The sequence below is a fragment of the Paenibacillus sp. FSL R5-0810 genome (assembly GCF_038002285.1).
GTDB lineage: Bacteria > Bacillota > Bacilli > Paenibacillales > Paenibacillaceae > Paenibacillus_AQ > Paenibacillus_AQ lactis.
Genome location: NZ_JBBOCF010000001.1, coordinates 2,309,429 through 2,322,950, shown reverse-complemented (window position 1 = coordinate 2,322,950; position 13,522 = coordinate 2,309,429). Strand labels below are relative to the sequence as shown.

Here is a 13,522-nt window from a genome sequence, read left to right as displayed (position 1 = left end):
CGGGAACGAATCAGGCCGGCCAATGCTCAGGATGCGTTAACGAAGGCGGGAGCTTCGTGCTCGCATCCCCGATGGCGGCTTGGACTTGGGCTTGGGTTAGGAAGAGGCATCCGGTCAGATTGGCTCCCCGAATGTCCGCATCCCGGAAATCCGCGCCGATCAGATCGGCTACCCTCAGATCCGCGCCGCGCAGATCAGCTGCGATGAGATAAGCCCCTCTCAGATTGGCATATCGAAGATCGGCGCCCTTAAGCTTGGCGCCGATCAGATCCGCACCCCGGCCGCCGATGTTCTTCCTGACGGGAGGACCGGTGTGCTTACGGCGGGCATTCTCCCGGACAAGCTCGCTTGTCCGAAGCAGGAGCAAATTGACTTCGGCCCGATGAGCTGCCACATCGAGCTTCAGCAGAGCTGGCGGAGGGAGAAGCGTCATGCGCTCGGTCTCCTCCAGCGCTCGTTCGATATCGGCATGAATTTCTTGCGCCGGCCGTTGTTCCAATGCTTCGCTTAAATACCATAACAGCTCGTGGAGCTGCCGCATTATCGGGAATACCTCGAACATTTCCTTGGCGGTCTCAGCTGACTGCCGCCAGTCGCGTCTCTGGTAAGTAAGCTGGGATACCTTCTGTCCTGCGCCAAAGCAATCGAAAACGGTGCAGCCGCGGAAGCCCTTTTGTCTAAGATGATCGTGGATGCCGCAGCGGAAATCGGCTCTCAGATTGCTGCAGGGTGTTCCGGCGTCCTTATTCACCGCAAAATCCGATGAAGCCGCGAAGGGCAGCGCCACGCAGCATAAGCCGAAGCAGCTGGAACAGTCCGATTGCAGACTATGCCGCAGCGATTCGGATGAGGTTTGTTTGTTCGTCATGAATGATATGAATCTCCTTCCACATGGGCGATGAACATGAATACATAGATTCTATTTTAGACCATAGAGAGGGTAAAGTCATAGATGCAATCTCAGTTTTATCATTTTCGCCCCATTTTAGGACATATGTCCTTTTCCCCAATGCCGGATATACTCTTAAATAATATACAGATCAATGACGACGCGAGGAGTTTATACGCATGAGAGGAATTGTATTTGCTATACTGGGCGGTGCATGCATAACGCTGCAGGGTGTGGCGAACGCAAGGATCAGTCAGGATATGGGAACATGGCCGGCGGCATCCGTAACGCAGCTGACGGGGTTTTTGATGGCATTGGTAATTTTGTCGTTTGTCCGTGACAGCAAGCAGTATTGGGTTAGGCAGGTGAACCCGGTGTATGTATTAGGAGGCGCTTTGGCGGCACCGATCATATTCAGTGAAGTTACCGCGATCCGGCATATCGGGGTAACCTTGACGATATCGGCGCTGTTGATCGCACAGCTGAGCCTGACGTTCGTGATTGACGCCGGCGGATGGTTCGGCGTGGCCAAGAAGAGGATTACGGCAGCTCAATGCATTGGCATTGCCATGATGATCGCCGGTGTGCTGTTCCTTAAAATGTAGCAGCAAAGGACAGAATCATGAACAGATGGGAAGTGAACTGATCGATGAAAGAAAGTCGCGATCCGGAACGCCTGCGTTCCTTAATTCGCGAGCACCAGATGGAGCATGTGTTCCCGGAAGAACTGGAGCCCCATCTGCTGCTGTGTGAGTACGAACAGGGAGAGAGCATTTGCAAGCAGGGGGAGACAGCTGAATACCTTTATGTGCTTGTTGGAGGGAAAATCAAGGTGTTTACAACGTCACCGGAAGGCAGGGCGCTCATTCTGTCCTTTAAAACGCCGCTGGAGGTGATTGGTGATATTGAGTATATTCAAGGAAATCCATTCATCAACACGGTGCAGGCGGTGATGCCTTCGACCATGGTTGCCGTTCATCATCGTTGGCTGAATAAATACGGTCAGTCCCATCCGCCGCTGCTGCAGTTTCTGCTGCAGATCGTCACCCGCAAATTTTATATTAAGTCCAATTTTATGAGCTTTAATCTGATGCATCCGGTGGAAGTTCGTCTAGCCAGTTATCTGCTTTCGGTCTCGCAAGGCGATTCCGGAGCGTTCGCAACCGATCCTCCAGATGTCTTCCAGCTGTCAGATATTGCGAATCTGCTCGGGACAAGCTACAGGCATCTGAACCGGGTGATTCATAAATTTTGCAAGGACGGCTTGATCGAGCGCCGCCGCGGCATCATCCTGATCAAGAATCGGGAGAAGCTGTTCGAGGTGGCCGGGGGCAATATTTACGAAGAATAAATGACCGCTAAGAACGACATATGGGGAAAGTGAAGGAGGAGCGGAATGTGGCCGGAGGATTGGTATTGGCGCTTATAGCCGGCGCTCTGGTAAGTCTGCAAAATATATTCAACAACCGGGTTAATGCTGCCACGGGACTATGGTCAACGACAACATTGGTGCTTGGATTGGGCTTTGCTGCATCCTTCATCATAAGCTTGGCAGTCGAGGGTACCGCCACCTTCCAGCTGGACCGGATGAAGCCCTGGTATTGGATCAGTGGGGTCATCGGCGTAGGCGTGGTGATCTGTCTGGTTCAAGCTACGAAAATGCTCGGACCGACGTTCGCCATATCGATTGTCATGACGTCACAGCTCGGGTTCGCCCTCTTGTGGGATTCCATGGGATGGCTCGGTCTTGCTAAGGTTCCTTTTACAATAAACCAGCTGATTGGAGTTCTGGTTATCATCGGCGGCATTCTGGTGTTTAAATTAGGAGGATCACAAGAGAAGCAAGAAGCTCGAAAAGTTCGCGAAGGAGGAGAGTAAACATGGGATCGATCATTGATAAAGTCGCATGGCTGCATGTGGTTGACGGACGCATCTTATGCGCCCGTTCCAGAGGCAAGGATACGTACTATGTTCCCGGCGGAAAGCGTGAGGCCGGCGAGACGGAGCTCGAAACGCTTGCCAGGGAGATTGAAGAGGAGCTGTCCGTTCGGATACAACCGGAAAGCGCCGTGCACTACGGAACCTTCGAGGCGGAGGCTCATGGTAAAACCGATGGAGCCATCGTGAAGATGTCCTGTTATACGGCAGAGGCGGACGGAGAGCTGTCGCCAGCCTCGGAGATCGAGGAGCTGGCATGGTTGACATATCAAGATAAAGGACGTGTGTCCGAGGTGAGCCGGCTGATCTTCGAGCGGTTATACGAGACCAAGCAGCTGAACGATTAACCAGAGAACGATGAACCATTTAAGTCTAAAAAAGACGCCTCCGCGGAGGCGTCTTTAATCATTAGATTTAGAACGTACGTTCGATTTAAGGAACATTTGAATCAAACGGGGTCTTATTCGATTTTCATATTATTAGTATAAACGAACGCCTAATATAAGTCTATATTTTGCCAGGAAATTATTTTATAGTAGGTGATACCCGGCCGGGAAGTCAGAGCTTAGCCATCGCGTTGTATAGCTAAAGGGAGCCTATTTCTTATGCAAATTCGATTATGGAATACCAATTTAAAAGTTCGCTTATTTGGCGAAGCGCTGTTCAATATGCTCGTGTGGATGTACTTTCCGTTTATCGCGGTTTATTTCGGGAATGCGTTAGGAAATGATATCGCGGGGATGCTGATGACGGTTCCCCCGTTATTCAGCATGGCAGGGAGCTTGATCGGAGGCGCTTTGGCGGACCGGATCGGACGCCGTCCCGTCATGCTGACGGGCGCTGCGCTCCAAACCTTGATGTTCGCCGTATTCGCCTTGTCATCTTCCCATTGGCTCGATTATGCGGCGTTTATTGCCATTGGCTTCGGCGGTGCCATTTATAGGCCGGCCAGCACGGCCATGGTGGCGGACCTGGTTCCGGCACAGGACCGGCGTCAAGTGTTCGCTACGTTCACGACCGCCAATAATATCGGGGCAGTGTTAGGCCCGGCGCTTGGAGCGGTATTCTTCTTCCATTACCGGCAGGAGCTGCTGTGGACCTGCTCGTTCATCCTGCTGCTGTATTTCATCGCTATCTATTTGATCGTTAAAGAATCCATGCCGCCTGGGGAGGGAAGCGCTGGCCGTTCAGCAACGGTTGGCGAAATATGGAGGGAGCAGTGGAAGGGATACGGCGTTATTTTTCGCGACAAGGTGTTTCTGGTGTACATACTAGCAGGGATATTCGCGCTGGTAGCGATTATGCAGCTGGATTTGTATTTAGCCGTCTACGTCACGAACTACGTGCCTGCTCAGGCTTTGTTCTCCTGGGAGGAGGGCAAGCTGATGCTTTCGAGCACCGAGATATTGGGCTGGCTGCTCGGCCTGAACGGTCTCTTGTTTGTGCTGTTTATCCTGCCGGTAACCAAGTGGCTGCGCCATTGGAAGGAGCGCGACGTATTCATTATGTCATCGCTGTTATCCGGATTAGGGACGTTTGCCCTCGGCTTCAGCACCAATCTATGGTTCTTGTTTATCGTTACGATCGTGTTTACATTCGGCGAGATTGTCCGCTCACCGGTCATGCAAAGCTTTATCAGCCATTATGCTCCGGAGCATGCAAGAGGACAATACATGGGTGCTGACAATCTGCAGTATACGATCGGGCGATTTTTGGCGCCGGTCACTGTGTTTTTATCGGCGTGGATTCCGCCAATGGGAATATTCAGCCTGATCCTGCTGTCCGCACTTATTAGTGTCGTTCTATACGTACATTTGTTCAGAATATACCCCGCCTCGTCAAAACAATAGATGGTCCCATGCCGGATAGATTGGGGAAGCAATCCTCCGGGCAATCAAACAGATCAAAGCAAAGCCGTCAGATTTGCAGCTTGCTCATTTGTCGTCGCGGCGATCGCATGGCATTGTGAGCGGGTCGTAAATTTGGACGGCTCTCATTTATTGTCGTTCGTATTTACAAACCGATGGTCGGTATATATAATAAGGAGCAAAGAGGATGAGGAGTTGATGGAGATGGCACCATTTATAGGCATGGTCTTTTCGTTTCTCGTTTTTCGGACACTCGGTTTAGCCGGCTGGGAGTACATGAACGACACCGTCATATCGCTTCGCTTTGCAGCAGCGGTGATGCTGCTGATCGCAGCGTCGGCTCACTGGGGCAGAATGCGTCCCGATTTGATCGCGATGGTACCGCCATGGATCCCGAAGGCGGGGATGATCGTAAGTTTGACAGGCATTTTTGAAATAACGGGTGCCTTTCTGCTGCTCTTCCCGTCGACGACAACGATAGCAGCAACCTTGCTGACGCTGCTGCTGATTGCCATGTTTCCAGCTAACATGCATGCAGCCCGTCATAAGCTCAAGCTAGCGGGCAGGCCGGTTCCACCGCTTGGGATCAGAACGGTTATTCAAATCGTGTTTATAGCCGCTATATTAATTGCAGGCTGGCTGCCTTCCCAAGGATAATGCAGTACCTATAAGGAGGAATCGCATATGAAGCAAGAAGAACGCCGAGAGCAAACGCAGCACATCTTGCTGGAAGCAACAGAGGAATTGATTCGGGAGAAGGGCTGCAGTCAAACGACGTTGACGGACATTATGAAACGCACCGGACTCTCCAAAGGCGCGATCTTTCATTACGTCTCCGGCAAAGATGAGCTGTATATCAATGTATTGAAAGCGAAGCTCGCGGAATCAAACGAACGGTTTATGAATGAAGTAAACAAGCAGGGGAAGAAGAAGCAATTTGAAGGACCCATGAACGCCATCGCGCATGGAATGACGAAGCTGGAAAGCCGCGATGACGTCAGCAACCAGATTTTGATGTATTTGATCGGAAAGAGCGATCAGCCGGGGATTGCCGAAATTGTAGCCGGGTTTTACAGGGAATCGACGGCCACCTCGAGGAAGTGGATCGAGACCGGGCAGGAAGCGGGCGTAATTCCAAAATCCATCGATGCCGAGCGGACGGCTGAGCTGTTCGAATTGCTGTCTTTCGGGCTGCGGGTACGGGGATTGATCGGGGCCAAGAGCGACGTCTTCGGTACGAACGAGTACGAGGATTTTATCATCGGTATTCTCCAGCCCGGAGAAGCCGGGAAGGGGGGCAGGAGCAGATGACGGTATGGCTGTTTCTTCATATAACCGGAAGCGTGCTGTTTGTCGGGAATATCATAACGGCAGCGTTCTGGAAGGTAAGGGCCGATATCGAGGGCAATCCGCCCCACATCCACCGGACGGCGAAGAATGTGATGCTGGCCGACTACGTGTTTACCCTTCCGGGATTATTGCTGCTTATCGTTTCCGGCATCGTGATGGCTGGTCGCTCCGGATTCGGGATTGGCGGAATGAATTGGCTCACCGCATCGCTTGTCTTGTTTGGCGTGACGGGGCTGATTTGGGGAGGCGTATTGATCCCTTTACAGAAAAGCATGATCAGGCACAGCGGGCATTCCGTAGAATGCGGAGCGGTCACGGCAGGGTATAAGAAGGCCTCAAGGTATTGGGCCATATTCGGAACGATCGCAACCCTGCTTCCCCTAGCCATCCTTTATTTTATGGTGTCAAAGCCATTTTGATAGAAGAGATGGTCAACTCGTACTCCGCTAGGATTCCATGTAAGGAAAAGGAAGGAAACTGAATCATAAGAAGAAGGCGAGCGCACGGTAAAACATTACCGTGTGTTTTTTTATAACGAACACTTAACAAAAAGAACGGAACCCCTTATAATGGTCAAAGTCTTGTCGTCCGGGAACCAACATGCTTGAGCATGCATTTACTTGCTCGGCAAGCTATGGCTTGGCTGTTACATTCATAGTTTAAGCTAAATTCTTCGTAAAGGTGTTTGATACGCATGCTTCATAATCCAACAGGAAGAGAACGCCTCGGCCTAGCATTTCTACTAAGTTTGCTGGGGATATTGGGACCATTCAACATCGATATGTATCTGCCCAGCTTCCCCGATATATCGGCTGACTTGGGAGCGCGAGCCTCACTGGTGCAGCTGAGTTTGACTTCGTGCTTGATTGGTCTGGCTTTGGGACAAATGATCGTGGGTCCAATCAGTGACGCACGCGGAAGAAGAATGCCCTTAATCATCTCTTTGGGGCTGTTCGCATTGTCTTCTCTGTTTTGCGCGCTTGCCCCGAATATTACGACACTGATTATCGCTAGATTCTTGCAGGGATTTACTGCTGCTGCCGGCCTTGTCATCTCCCGTGCGGTCGTGCGGGATGTGTTCAGCGGCAGGGAGCTGACCAAGTTCTTTGCGCTGCTGTCGGTCATCAATGCCGTTGCGCCGATGGTCGCCCCAATGTCGGGCGGAGCGATTTTGCTGCTTCCATCCGCCAGCTGGCATTCGATCTTTTATTTTCTAAGCTTATTCGGTCTGTTTATCGTGCTCACCATTACGCTGCGGTTGAAGGAAACCTTGCCGCCCGAGAGACGGATGTCAAGCTCGATTGGCCACTCGATAAAGACCATGGGGGATCTGTTCAAGGATCGTTCCTTCATCGGATACGCCTTGACGGTCGGCTTCATCCACGGCGGGAGCTTTGCTTACGTGTCAGGCACTCCGTTTGTATATCAAGGGATATATGGTGTATCGCCGCAGGTGTTCAGCATTCTGTTCGGCATCAATGGCCTCGCGATCATCTTCGGCAGCTTTCTGATCGGACGCTTCGGCGGCATCATTCCGGAACGGACATTGCTGCGCTTCGGCGTATGGACGGCGGTAAGCGCAACTTCATTGCTGCTTATCATGACGGCGATCCGAGGTCCGCTGGCCCTCATCGTCATCTTAATCTTTATATACATGATCACGATCGGAATCGTCGCAACCAGCACATTTACCTTGGCCATGGAGAAGCAGGGACATCGGGCTGGTAGCGCAAGCGCTGTGCTTGGATTGGTACCGTTATTGCTGGGCTCGGCGGTATCGCCCCTGGTCGGCATTGACGAGACGACAGCCGTGCCGATGGGAGCGGTGTTGTTCGTCACCTCGTGCCTTGGCGCATGGGCGTTTACCAAGCTGACAAGAGCGAACGGGGATGGAGCATCGGCAAGCTAAAAAATCCCTCGAATGACATTTCGTTATCCGTTGCAAAATGTAGGTAAGGCGGGTGACGATATGCGAAAAATGGGAATGAAATGGTTTGCTGTGGTTCTCATCCTGGCGGCTGCGGTAGGCTGTGGGAATAAAGAGACGAAAGAGCATGATTTGCTGCATGTGAAGTCCAAGCAGGGGGCCGATAAGAAGAAAGTGATCTTTCTTATGATAGACACTTTGATGGCCCAATCCATCGATGAAGGGATCCGTCAAAAGCAGCTTCCAACCTTTCAGTATCTTATCGAGAATGGACAGTATCATAGGGATATGGTCAGTTCGTTTCCGACGATGTCGGTGACGATTGACAGCTCGATGCTGACCGGAACCTATCCTCATGAACATCGAGTACCCGGGCTTCTTTGGTATTCGGCCGAGGAGAAACGGTTAATCAACTACGGAACCGGTCCGATGGAGATTCTGAGGCAGGGCGTGAATCATGTGCTTGAGGATGCCCTAATCAACCTGAACGGCCGGCACCTCAATCCGAAGATTCCTACGATTTATGAAGAAGCGGCCAGACTCGGGTTGACTTCCGGCTCGATCAACGGTTTGGTGTATCGGGGAAAATCGGCGCATACCCTCTCAATTCCAACGTGGATCGAGGTACCGACCTCACTTCATCGCAACATCAAGGTCAAAGGCCCCGATCTGTTGACCTTGGGTGCCCTCTCCAATCCGCTGAACGGCAAAAAGAATATGCCTGACAGCATTGCCAACCGATTGGGAATGGATAACAAATTTGCGCTGGAAGCCTTGGAATACTTAATCAAGGAGAAGAAGCTGCCGGACTTTTTATACGTGTATTTGCCGGATCTGGATCAGAAGCTTCATAAGAAGGGGCCTTCGGATTTGGAAGGCGTCAAGAAGCTTGACGCTCAGCTTCATTCCATGCTGCAAGCCTTCGGATCGCCCGAACAAGCGCTGGATGAAGCCGTGATCATCATTGCGGGCGACAGCGGCATGACGCAGCTGCTGCCGGCTGATCAGCATTCGGAAATCGACCTTCCGGCCATACTGAACGGGTACCGGATCCTGCGTCCGGGCGAGCGGCCGACGGATGAAACCGATGTGATCCTCGCCGTGAATGAAACGATGGCTTACGTATATAACGCGAATGGGAAGTACTCGCTGCAAGAAATTGCAGGCAAGCTTCTTAAGGACAATCGTATCGACATGGCCGCATGGAAAGATGACGGATGGATTCATGTTACCCGCAGTTCTTCAGGCAAGAAACTGAAATATCATGCGGATGGTCCGTTCTCGGACACCTATGGGCAGAAGTGGGCGATCGAAGGGGACATGGACGCTTTGGATCTGAAAACAGGCAAGAATGATCGGGATGGAGGACAATCCATAAGCTATGGAGAATACCCTGATGTTCTGCAAAGACTGGCGAGCGCTCTTCATTCCCACGCCGGGAGCTATATGGTCATTACCTCGAAACCCGGATACGAGCTCAAAGACCAAAGCTCTCCGACGCATGAGGGAGGGGGCGGGCACGGATCTATAAGGAAGAAGGAATCGCTTGTGCCGCTCATTATTTGCGGAACAGACCGTGAACCCCGGTACTTGCGTATGATTGATCTAAAGGCGTTCCTGCTGGATTTGCTGGTGGAGCCATCACAAGGCGAGAAGCAAAGGAAGATCGACGGAGAAACCGCGCGATAGCGCGGTTTTTTCATGGTTATTTAAGGGGGGCAAGCCGAGCGGATGACATATATCCCCGGGCAATCAGAAATTCTTTCAGCACCGCAAGCCCATCTTCGATCTGTTGAGGTTCCAGGTGACCATAGCCGAATAACAGCTTATTGGCGTGAAGTCCTTTGGCAATCGCGTGATATTCAACAGGTGTTATCCGGATCCGGTTGCTCCTGCACATGTCTTTAAAGGACGGATCGAACTGCATATCCTCGAATTCGACCGCAAGATGCAGTCCGGCTGCATCGCCCCATAGCCGCCAACGGTCACCGAATGATGCCTTTAATGCTGTCAGGAGCGCTTGTCTACGTTCACGATACAGCTTGCGCATGCTTCGGATATGCCTGTCAAATTTCCGTGACCGTAAAAATTCTGCTAATGCCGCTTGCTCGAAGGGAGGGTTCTGCACATCCGTATGCGTGCGCAAATAACGCCATCGCTCCTGAAGGCAATGCGGAAGAATGACATAGCCGATCCGAAGGGCCGGGAACAGTACTTTACTGAACGTTCCGATATAGATCACGCGATCCGGATCCACGGCATAGAGGGGGGAAACCGGGTCTCCGTCATACCTAAATTCACTGTCGTAATCATCCTCAACGATATAGCTGTCATTTTCCCTCGCAAATCGAATCAAAGCCGCACGACGATCGGCAGGCAATATTCCGCCAAGCGGGAATTGATGCGAGGGGGTTACATAGACAGGGCCGCTAATTCTTGGGAGCTTGTCTGTTAATAAGCCAAACTCATCCACCGGAACGCGTTTCACTTGATAGCCTTTATTGATGAACGACTGGAGCATTTCGATGTTCGTCGGATCTTCAACGATAATCGCCTGATCCTGCCTGTACAACAGGTGGGCAATGACACTCAAGGCGTGGGTCGCGCCTGCCGTTATGAAAATATCCAGCGGATCGACCACAAGTCCTTTACTCCGGTACAGCCAGGAGGATATTTCAAAACGCAAGCTTGGCAGTCCCTGGGGGCCCGTATACCCGAGCATATCGTTAGACATCTCGCGGAAAGCCTTGATCGAGATTTGCTGCCACAAATAATTAGGGAACCGCCGGAGCTCCGGTTGGCCAGTACGGAAATCGGCGAGGAGGGGAAGAGGCTGTTCCTCGCGCTGCCGAGCAACCTCTTTTTTCTCCGTATGGACAGCTACGCCTTCCGTGATCCTTGTTGGAGCTCCCTGGCGGCTTACAACGAATCCCTCAGCCAACAGCATATCAAAAGCCTCATTCACCGTATTTCGGGAGATCTTCAGTTCCTCCGCCAACTGACGGGTGGAAGGAAGGGCTTCCCCTGCACGAAGCTTTCCGGCAACAATTTGTTCCTTGATTGCCAGATAAATTTGACGCTTAAGCGGAACCTCGATTTCTCGCCGCAATTCGAATCCCCACATAATTCCTCCAACTGGTTTGTATGAATTCAAGCTGAACTGGTTCTTCAACCAACTCCGATAAGATTGTACCATGTTGAGGATATCAAGCGACTATTGTTTTTTGTGAGGATGTGAACTCGGGTGGAAAGATGGAAAGGGATGTTGTATCTGTTCGGGGCGTTTATGCTGGCAGGTACTTCGGTTATTACGGCCTGGCTGTTGAACGGCAAGCTGGCCGCGTTCACGATTACGGCGATCAGTCTTCTGCTCGCGCTTATGATTCTAGTACCGATGCGATTGCAGGCGCTGGTTCGTACGCTCAGGAGCCGAGCCGGCACAAACTGGCGTCAACTGCTGCTTCAAGCTGTCTTTGGCATGTTTTTGTTCCGCATGTTCATGCTCTTTGGCCTCTCCCATACTAGCGCTGCGGAAGCGGGGATCATTACTGGGGCAACGCCGGCTATTACCGTAGTGCTGGCAAGTCTTGTTCTGAAGGAGCGGGTAAACCGCTTCAGTCTGCTCGGAATCGCTAGCACGGTCAGCGGAATTATTCTGATTCAGGGGCTGTTTCTCGCAAGATTATTCCTTTACCGTACAGCACTTGATCGGAAATGTGCTGGTGCTCTGCGCGGCTTCTAGTGAATCGGTATTCAATATCCTGTCGCGTATGAGCTCGACAAAAAATGACGGACGATCTCAACAACCGGTGGATCCGGTTGTGCAAACGACGCTGGTATCTGCGATAGCGTTCCTTCTTTGTCTTATACCGGCGGGGTTTGAACACCCGCTTCGGTCCCTTGCAGGGATCGCATGGGAGGAGTGGCTAGCGCTGATCTGGTACGGTCCCTTTGTGACGGCACTTGCCTTTGTGTTTTGGTATGCGGGAATCCGCCGATGCGATGCTTCCACGGCGGCGGCATTTTCTGGAATGATGCCGTTTACCGCCCTGGTGCTGTCCGTGGTCTTGCTGGGCCAGCGGGCAGGAGTGGAGCAATGGGCCGGAGGGCTGCTGGTGGCGGGTGGCATGGTGCTGATCGGCGTGAACCAGAAACGAATAGGAGTTGAACGTAACATTGGCAAATCCGGACTGAATCTAAATACGGCTAAAAGAACTTAACAGTAGCAAACAACGGAGCGGGGAGAGAGGGTTATTTAATCGATAGCTTGCATTTTCCCTGTATCCCCGATTTCAACGATGAAAATAAAACGACAGGGCACGCACACGGTTCCATTAGAGATCATTCTTGCTGTTTGATTGTGCTGAAACGGGTTATAAATGTAACAATTGGATAACCTAACTTCAGAAGGAGTGATAATTATGGAAAAGCTGTTGGTTAAGCTGCTGGTTCACGGCGTCATGATCACGGGCTTGCTGCTCGCTCTTTCAAACGCCACGCTGATTGCGGCCCTGATCACCGCGCTGGGCATAGGCATTGTTGCTTATCTGCTCGGGGATCTTCTAATTCTGCCAAGGACGAATAACATGGTAGCGACCATCGCGGATGCAGGCTTGGTATTCGTCATGCTGTGGATCATTGCCGATGCCGCCAATTGGACGCTAAGCTTCCCGGAGATACTGCTGCTTACGGTTTTGGCAGGAGGCTTTGAGTATTTGTTCCATATGTGGCTCCTGCGGGATCATACCCCGGTTCGAAGACAGCGCGCTTAAGCCGTGTTGGAAGCCGCATTAAACGACCGTCCATCGATCAAAAGGAAGAGACTCAGCCTGGCTTTGATCCTGCTGAGTCTCTTTGCTATTCGTGCGGCTGCTGCTACTCAGGCCTCTTCGCTTGGAGCGGCGGAGGAATAAGCCAGCCCTTCTCCTTGTTCATGCGAAGAATCCGAAGGCCGAGGGCCGCTTTGGTTGTATGGTATTTCGCAAACAAAGCGCCGATATCTTCCCGGATGCTCATTCCCATCACTTTGCTGCAAGAAGCGAGTCCTAGCGCATTCTCGGCAGCGATTTTGGCGGCGATTTCCGGATCGGTGAACCGGGCGCCCATCGGGATTTCCTCGAGCTTGGCAGGAGGCCGTTCAGCCAGCGCCGGGGCCGGCGTAATGCCGTTGTCGGTCAGCAATTCGTCGCATTCCTTCATTTCAAGTCTCGCTTGGTCGAGCAGGTCCTCAAGGATCTTCTTCAGCTCCTTGTCTCCTGCATGATACATATACGCCTCATAGCAAGAGATGGTGCCCTTGGCCATCATGGACGTTTCCCATACGCTGAAGATTTCGCCGTAATGCATAGGCTCATCTTTCGGATTGCCGCTTAAAATACCCAATATGATTCGCTCCTTTATATTTATTGAACATCGTCATTATGTACAGGAACCATGTATTTCATGCTGCAACTTCTTGGGCGTGCACAGCAGGTAATTATTACATAATCCCCAGCGTGCATGAAACTTGTCCCTGGGAATGAAACTGAAGGCATCAATACAATCCAGGAA

Annotated in this window: 16 protein-coding genes; 13 read left to right on the top strand and 3 right to left on the bottom strand. The window is 51.7% G+C overall.

The window, feature by feature from the left end; all coding sequences use genetic code 11:
* Nucleotides 1-10: 10 nt before the first annotated feature.
* The gene (locus MKX76_RS10435; protein ID WP_341033705.1) at nucleotides 11-868 is read right to left on the bottom strand and encodes a pentapeptide repeat-containing protein; all 858 of its coding nucleotides are present in this window, start codon (nucleotides 866-868) and stop codon (nucleotides 11-13) included.
* Between the two features lie 200 nt (nucleotides 869-1,068).
* Here MKX76_RS10435 and MKX76_RS10430 point away from each other — a divergent pair, with 200 nt between their 5' ends.
* The 10 genes from MKX76_RS10430 to MKX76_RS10385 all read left to right on the top strand — a co-directional run bounded on the left by MKX76_RS10430 (nucleotide 1,069) and on the right by MKX76_RS10385 (nucleotide 9,661).
* The gene (locus MKX76_RS10430; RefSeq protein ID WP_341033704.1) at nucleotides 1,069-1,494 is read left to right on the top strand and encodes a DMT family transporter; all 426 of its coding nucleotides are present in this window, start codon (nucleotides 1,069-1,071) and stop codon (nucleotides 1,492-1,494) included.
* Nucleotides 1,495-1,538: 44 nt separating this feature from the next.
* Nucleotides 1,539-2,240, top strand: a complete 702-nt coding sequence (locus MKX76_RS10425) for a Crp/Fnr family transcriptional regulator (protein ID WP_007130348.1) — start codon at nucleotides 1,539-1,541, stop codon at nucleotides 2,238-2,240.
* Nucleotides 2,241-2,287: 47 nt separating this feature from the next.
* Nucleotides 2,288-2,767, top strand: coding sequence for a DMT family transporter (locus tag MKX76_RS10420; RefSeq protein ID WP_028405533.1), 480 nt, complete (start codon nucleotides 2,288-2,290; stop codon nucleotides 2,765-2,767).
* A 2-nt stretch (nucleotides 2,768-2,769) separates the two neighbouring features.
* Complete coding sequence (locus MKX76_RS10415) at nucleotides 2,770-3,174, top strand: NUDIX hydrolase (protein ID WP_007130346.1); 405 nt, start codon at nucleotides 2,770-2,772, stop codon at nucleotides 3,172-3,174.
* Between the two features lie 258 nt (nucleotides 3,175-3,432).
* Complete coding sequence (locus MKX76_RS10410) at nucleotides 3,433-4,677, top strand: MFS transporter (protein WP_007130345.1); 1,245 nt, start codon at nucleotides 3,433-3,435, stop codon at nucleotides 4,675-4,677.
* Between the two features lie 222 nt (nucleotides 4,678-4,899).
* Complete coding sequence (locus tag MKX76_RS10405; protein WP_341033701.1) at nucleotides 4,900-5,352, top strand: DoxX family protein; 453 nt, start codon at nucleotides 4,900-4,902, stop codon at nucleotides 5,350-5,352.
* Between the two features lie 27 nt (nucleotides 5,353-5,379).
* Nucleotides 5,380-6,006, top strand: coding sequence for a TetR/AcrR family transcriptional regulator (locus MKX76_RS10400; protein ID WP_007130343.1), 627 nt, complete (start codon nucleotides 5,380-5,382; stop codon nucleotides 6,004-6,006).
* Nucleotides 6,003-6,464 carry a DUF2269 family protein gene (locus MKX76_RS10395; RefSeq protein WP_341033699.1) on the top strand — a complete coding sequence of 154 codons (462 nt, stop codon included), beginning with the start codon at nucleotides 6,003-6,005 and terminating at the stop codon, nucleotides 6,462-6,464. Before MKX76_RS10400 ends, MKX76_RS10395 begins: the two co-directional genes overlap by 4 nt.
* 275 nt (nucleotides 6,465-6,739) lie before the next feature.
* Nucleotides 6,740-7,954: a Bcr/CflA family efflux MFS transporter gene (locus MKX76_RS10390; RefSeq protein WP_007130341.1), complete on the top strand. Its 1,215-nt coding sequence runs from the start codon at nucleotides 6,740-6,742 to the stop codon at nucleotides 7,952-7,954.
* A 60-nt stretch (nucleotides 7,955-8,014) separates the two neighbouring features.
* Nucleotides 8,015-9,661, top strand: a complete 1,647-nt coding sequence (locus tag MKX76_RS10385; protein ID WP_341033697.1) for an alkaline phosphatase family protein — start codon at nucleotides 8,015-8,017, stop codon at nucleotides 9,659-9,661.
* Between the two features lie 16 nt (nucleotides 9,662-9,677).
* Here the strand turns inward: MKX76_RS10385 and pdxR are convergent, their stop codons facing one another.
* Nucleotides 9,678-11,096: a MocR-like pyridoxine biosynthesis transcription factor PdxR gene (gene pdxR / locus MKX76_RS10380; protein WP_341033695.1), complete on the bottom strand. Its 1,419-nt coding sequence runs from the start codon at nucleotides 11,094-11,096 to the stop codon at nucleotides 9,678-9,680.
* Between the two features lie 120 nt (nucleotides 11,097-11,216).
* On the opposite strand from pdxR, the gene MKX76_RS10375 reads away from it, so the two are divergent.
* The 3 genes from MKX76_RS10375 to MKX76_RS10365 all read left to right on the top strand — a co-directional run bounded on the left by MKX76_RS10375 (nucleotide 11,217) and on the right by MKX76_RS10365 (nucleotide 12,744).
* On the top strand, nucleotides 11,217-11,714 hold the full coding sequence (locus tag MKX76_RS10375; RefSeq protein WP_341033693.1) for a DMT family transporter: 498 nt from the start codon (nucleotides 11,217-11,219) through the stop codon (nucleotides 11,712-11,714).
* Complete coding sequence (locus MKX76_RS10370) at nucleotides 11,689-12,192, top strand: DMT family transporter (RefSeq protein WP_341035038.1); 504 nt, start codon at nucleotides 11,689-11,691, stop codon at nucleotides 12,190-12,192. The genes MKX76_RS10375 and MKX76_RS10370 overlap by 26 nt, the downstream gene beginning before the upstream one ends.
* Before the next feature lie 201 nt (nucleotides 12,193-12,393).
* Complete coding sequence (locus MKX76_RS10365; protein ID WP_007130337.1) at nucleotides 12,394-12,744, top strand: DUF2512 family protein; 351 nt, start codon at nucleotides 12,394-12,396, stop codon at nucleotides 12,742-12,744.
* Nucleotides 12,745-12,847: 103 nt separating this feature from the next.
* Here MKX76_RS10365 and MKX76_RS10360 read toward each other — a convergent pair whose 3' ends face one another.
* Nucleotides 12,848-13,354 carry a DUF3231 family protein gene (locus MKX76_RS10360; protein ID WP_007130336.1) on the bottom strand — a complete coding sequence of 169 codons (507 nt, stop codon included), beginning with the start codon at nucleotides 13,352-13,354 and terminating at the stop codon, nucleotides 12,848-12,850.
* Between the last annotated feature and the right edge of the window lie 168 nt (nucleotides 13,355-13,522).

Excerpts from the sequence above, each read along its gene's own strand:
- MKX76_RS10365 (WP_007130337.1), top strand. The coding sequence starts at position 12,394 with ATGGAAAAGCTGTTGGTTAAGCTGCTGGTTCACGGCGTCATGATCACG.
- MKX76_RS10405 (WP_341033701.1), top strand. The coding sequence starts at position 4,900 with ATGGCACCATTTATAGGCATGGTCTTTTCGTTTCTCGTTTTTCGGACA.
- MKX76_RS10400 (WP_007130343.1), top strand. The coding sequence starts at position 5,380 with ATGAAGCAAGAAGAACGCCGAGAGCAAACGCAGCACATCTTGCTGGAA.
- MKX76_RS10410 (WP_007130345.1), top strand. The coding sequence starts at position 3,433 with ATGCAAATTCGATTATGGAATACCAATTTAAAAGTTCGCTTATTTGGC.
- MKX76_RS10395 (WP_341033699.1), top strand. The coding sequence starts at position 6,003 with ATGACGGTATGGCTGTTTCTTCATATAACCGGAAGCGTGCTGTTTGTC.
- MKX76_RS10385 (WP_341033697.1), top strand. The coding sequence starts at position 8,015 with ATGCGAAAAATGGGAATGAAATGGTTTGCTGTGGTTCTCATCCTGGCG.
- MKX76_RS10435 (WP_341033705.1), bottom strand. The coding sequence starts at position 868 with ATGACGAACAAACAAACCTCATCCGAATCGCTGCGGCATAGTCTGCAA.
- MKX76_RS10415 (WP_007130346.1), top strand. The coding sequence starts at position 2,770 with ATGGGATCGATCATTGATAAAGTCGCATGGCTGCATGTGGTTGACGGA.
- MKX76_RS10390 (WP_007130341.1), top strand. The coding sequence starts at position 6,740 with ATGCTTCATAATCCAACAGGAAGAGAACGCCTCGGCCTAGCATTTCTA.
- MKX76_RS10425 (WP_007130348.1), top strand. The coding sequence starts at position 1,539 with ATGAAAGAAAGTCGCGATCCGGAACGCCTGCGTTCCTTAATTCGCGAG.
- pdxR (WP_341033695.1), bottom strand. The coding sequence starts at position 11,096 with ATGTGGGGATTCGAATTGCGGCGAGAAATCGAGGTTCCGCTTAAGCGT.
- MKX76_RS10430 (WP_341033704.1), top strand. The coding sequence starts at position 1,069 with ATGAGAGGAATTGTATTTGCTATACTGGGCGGTGCATGCATAACGCTG.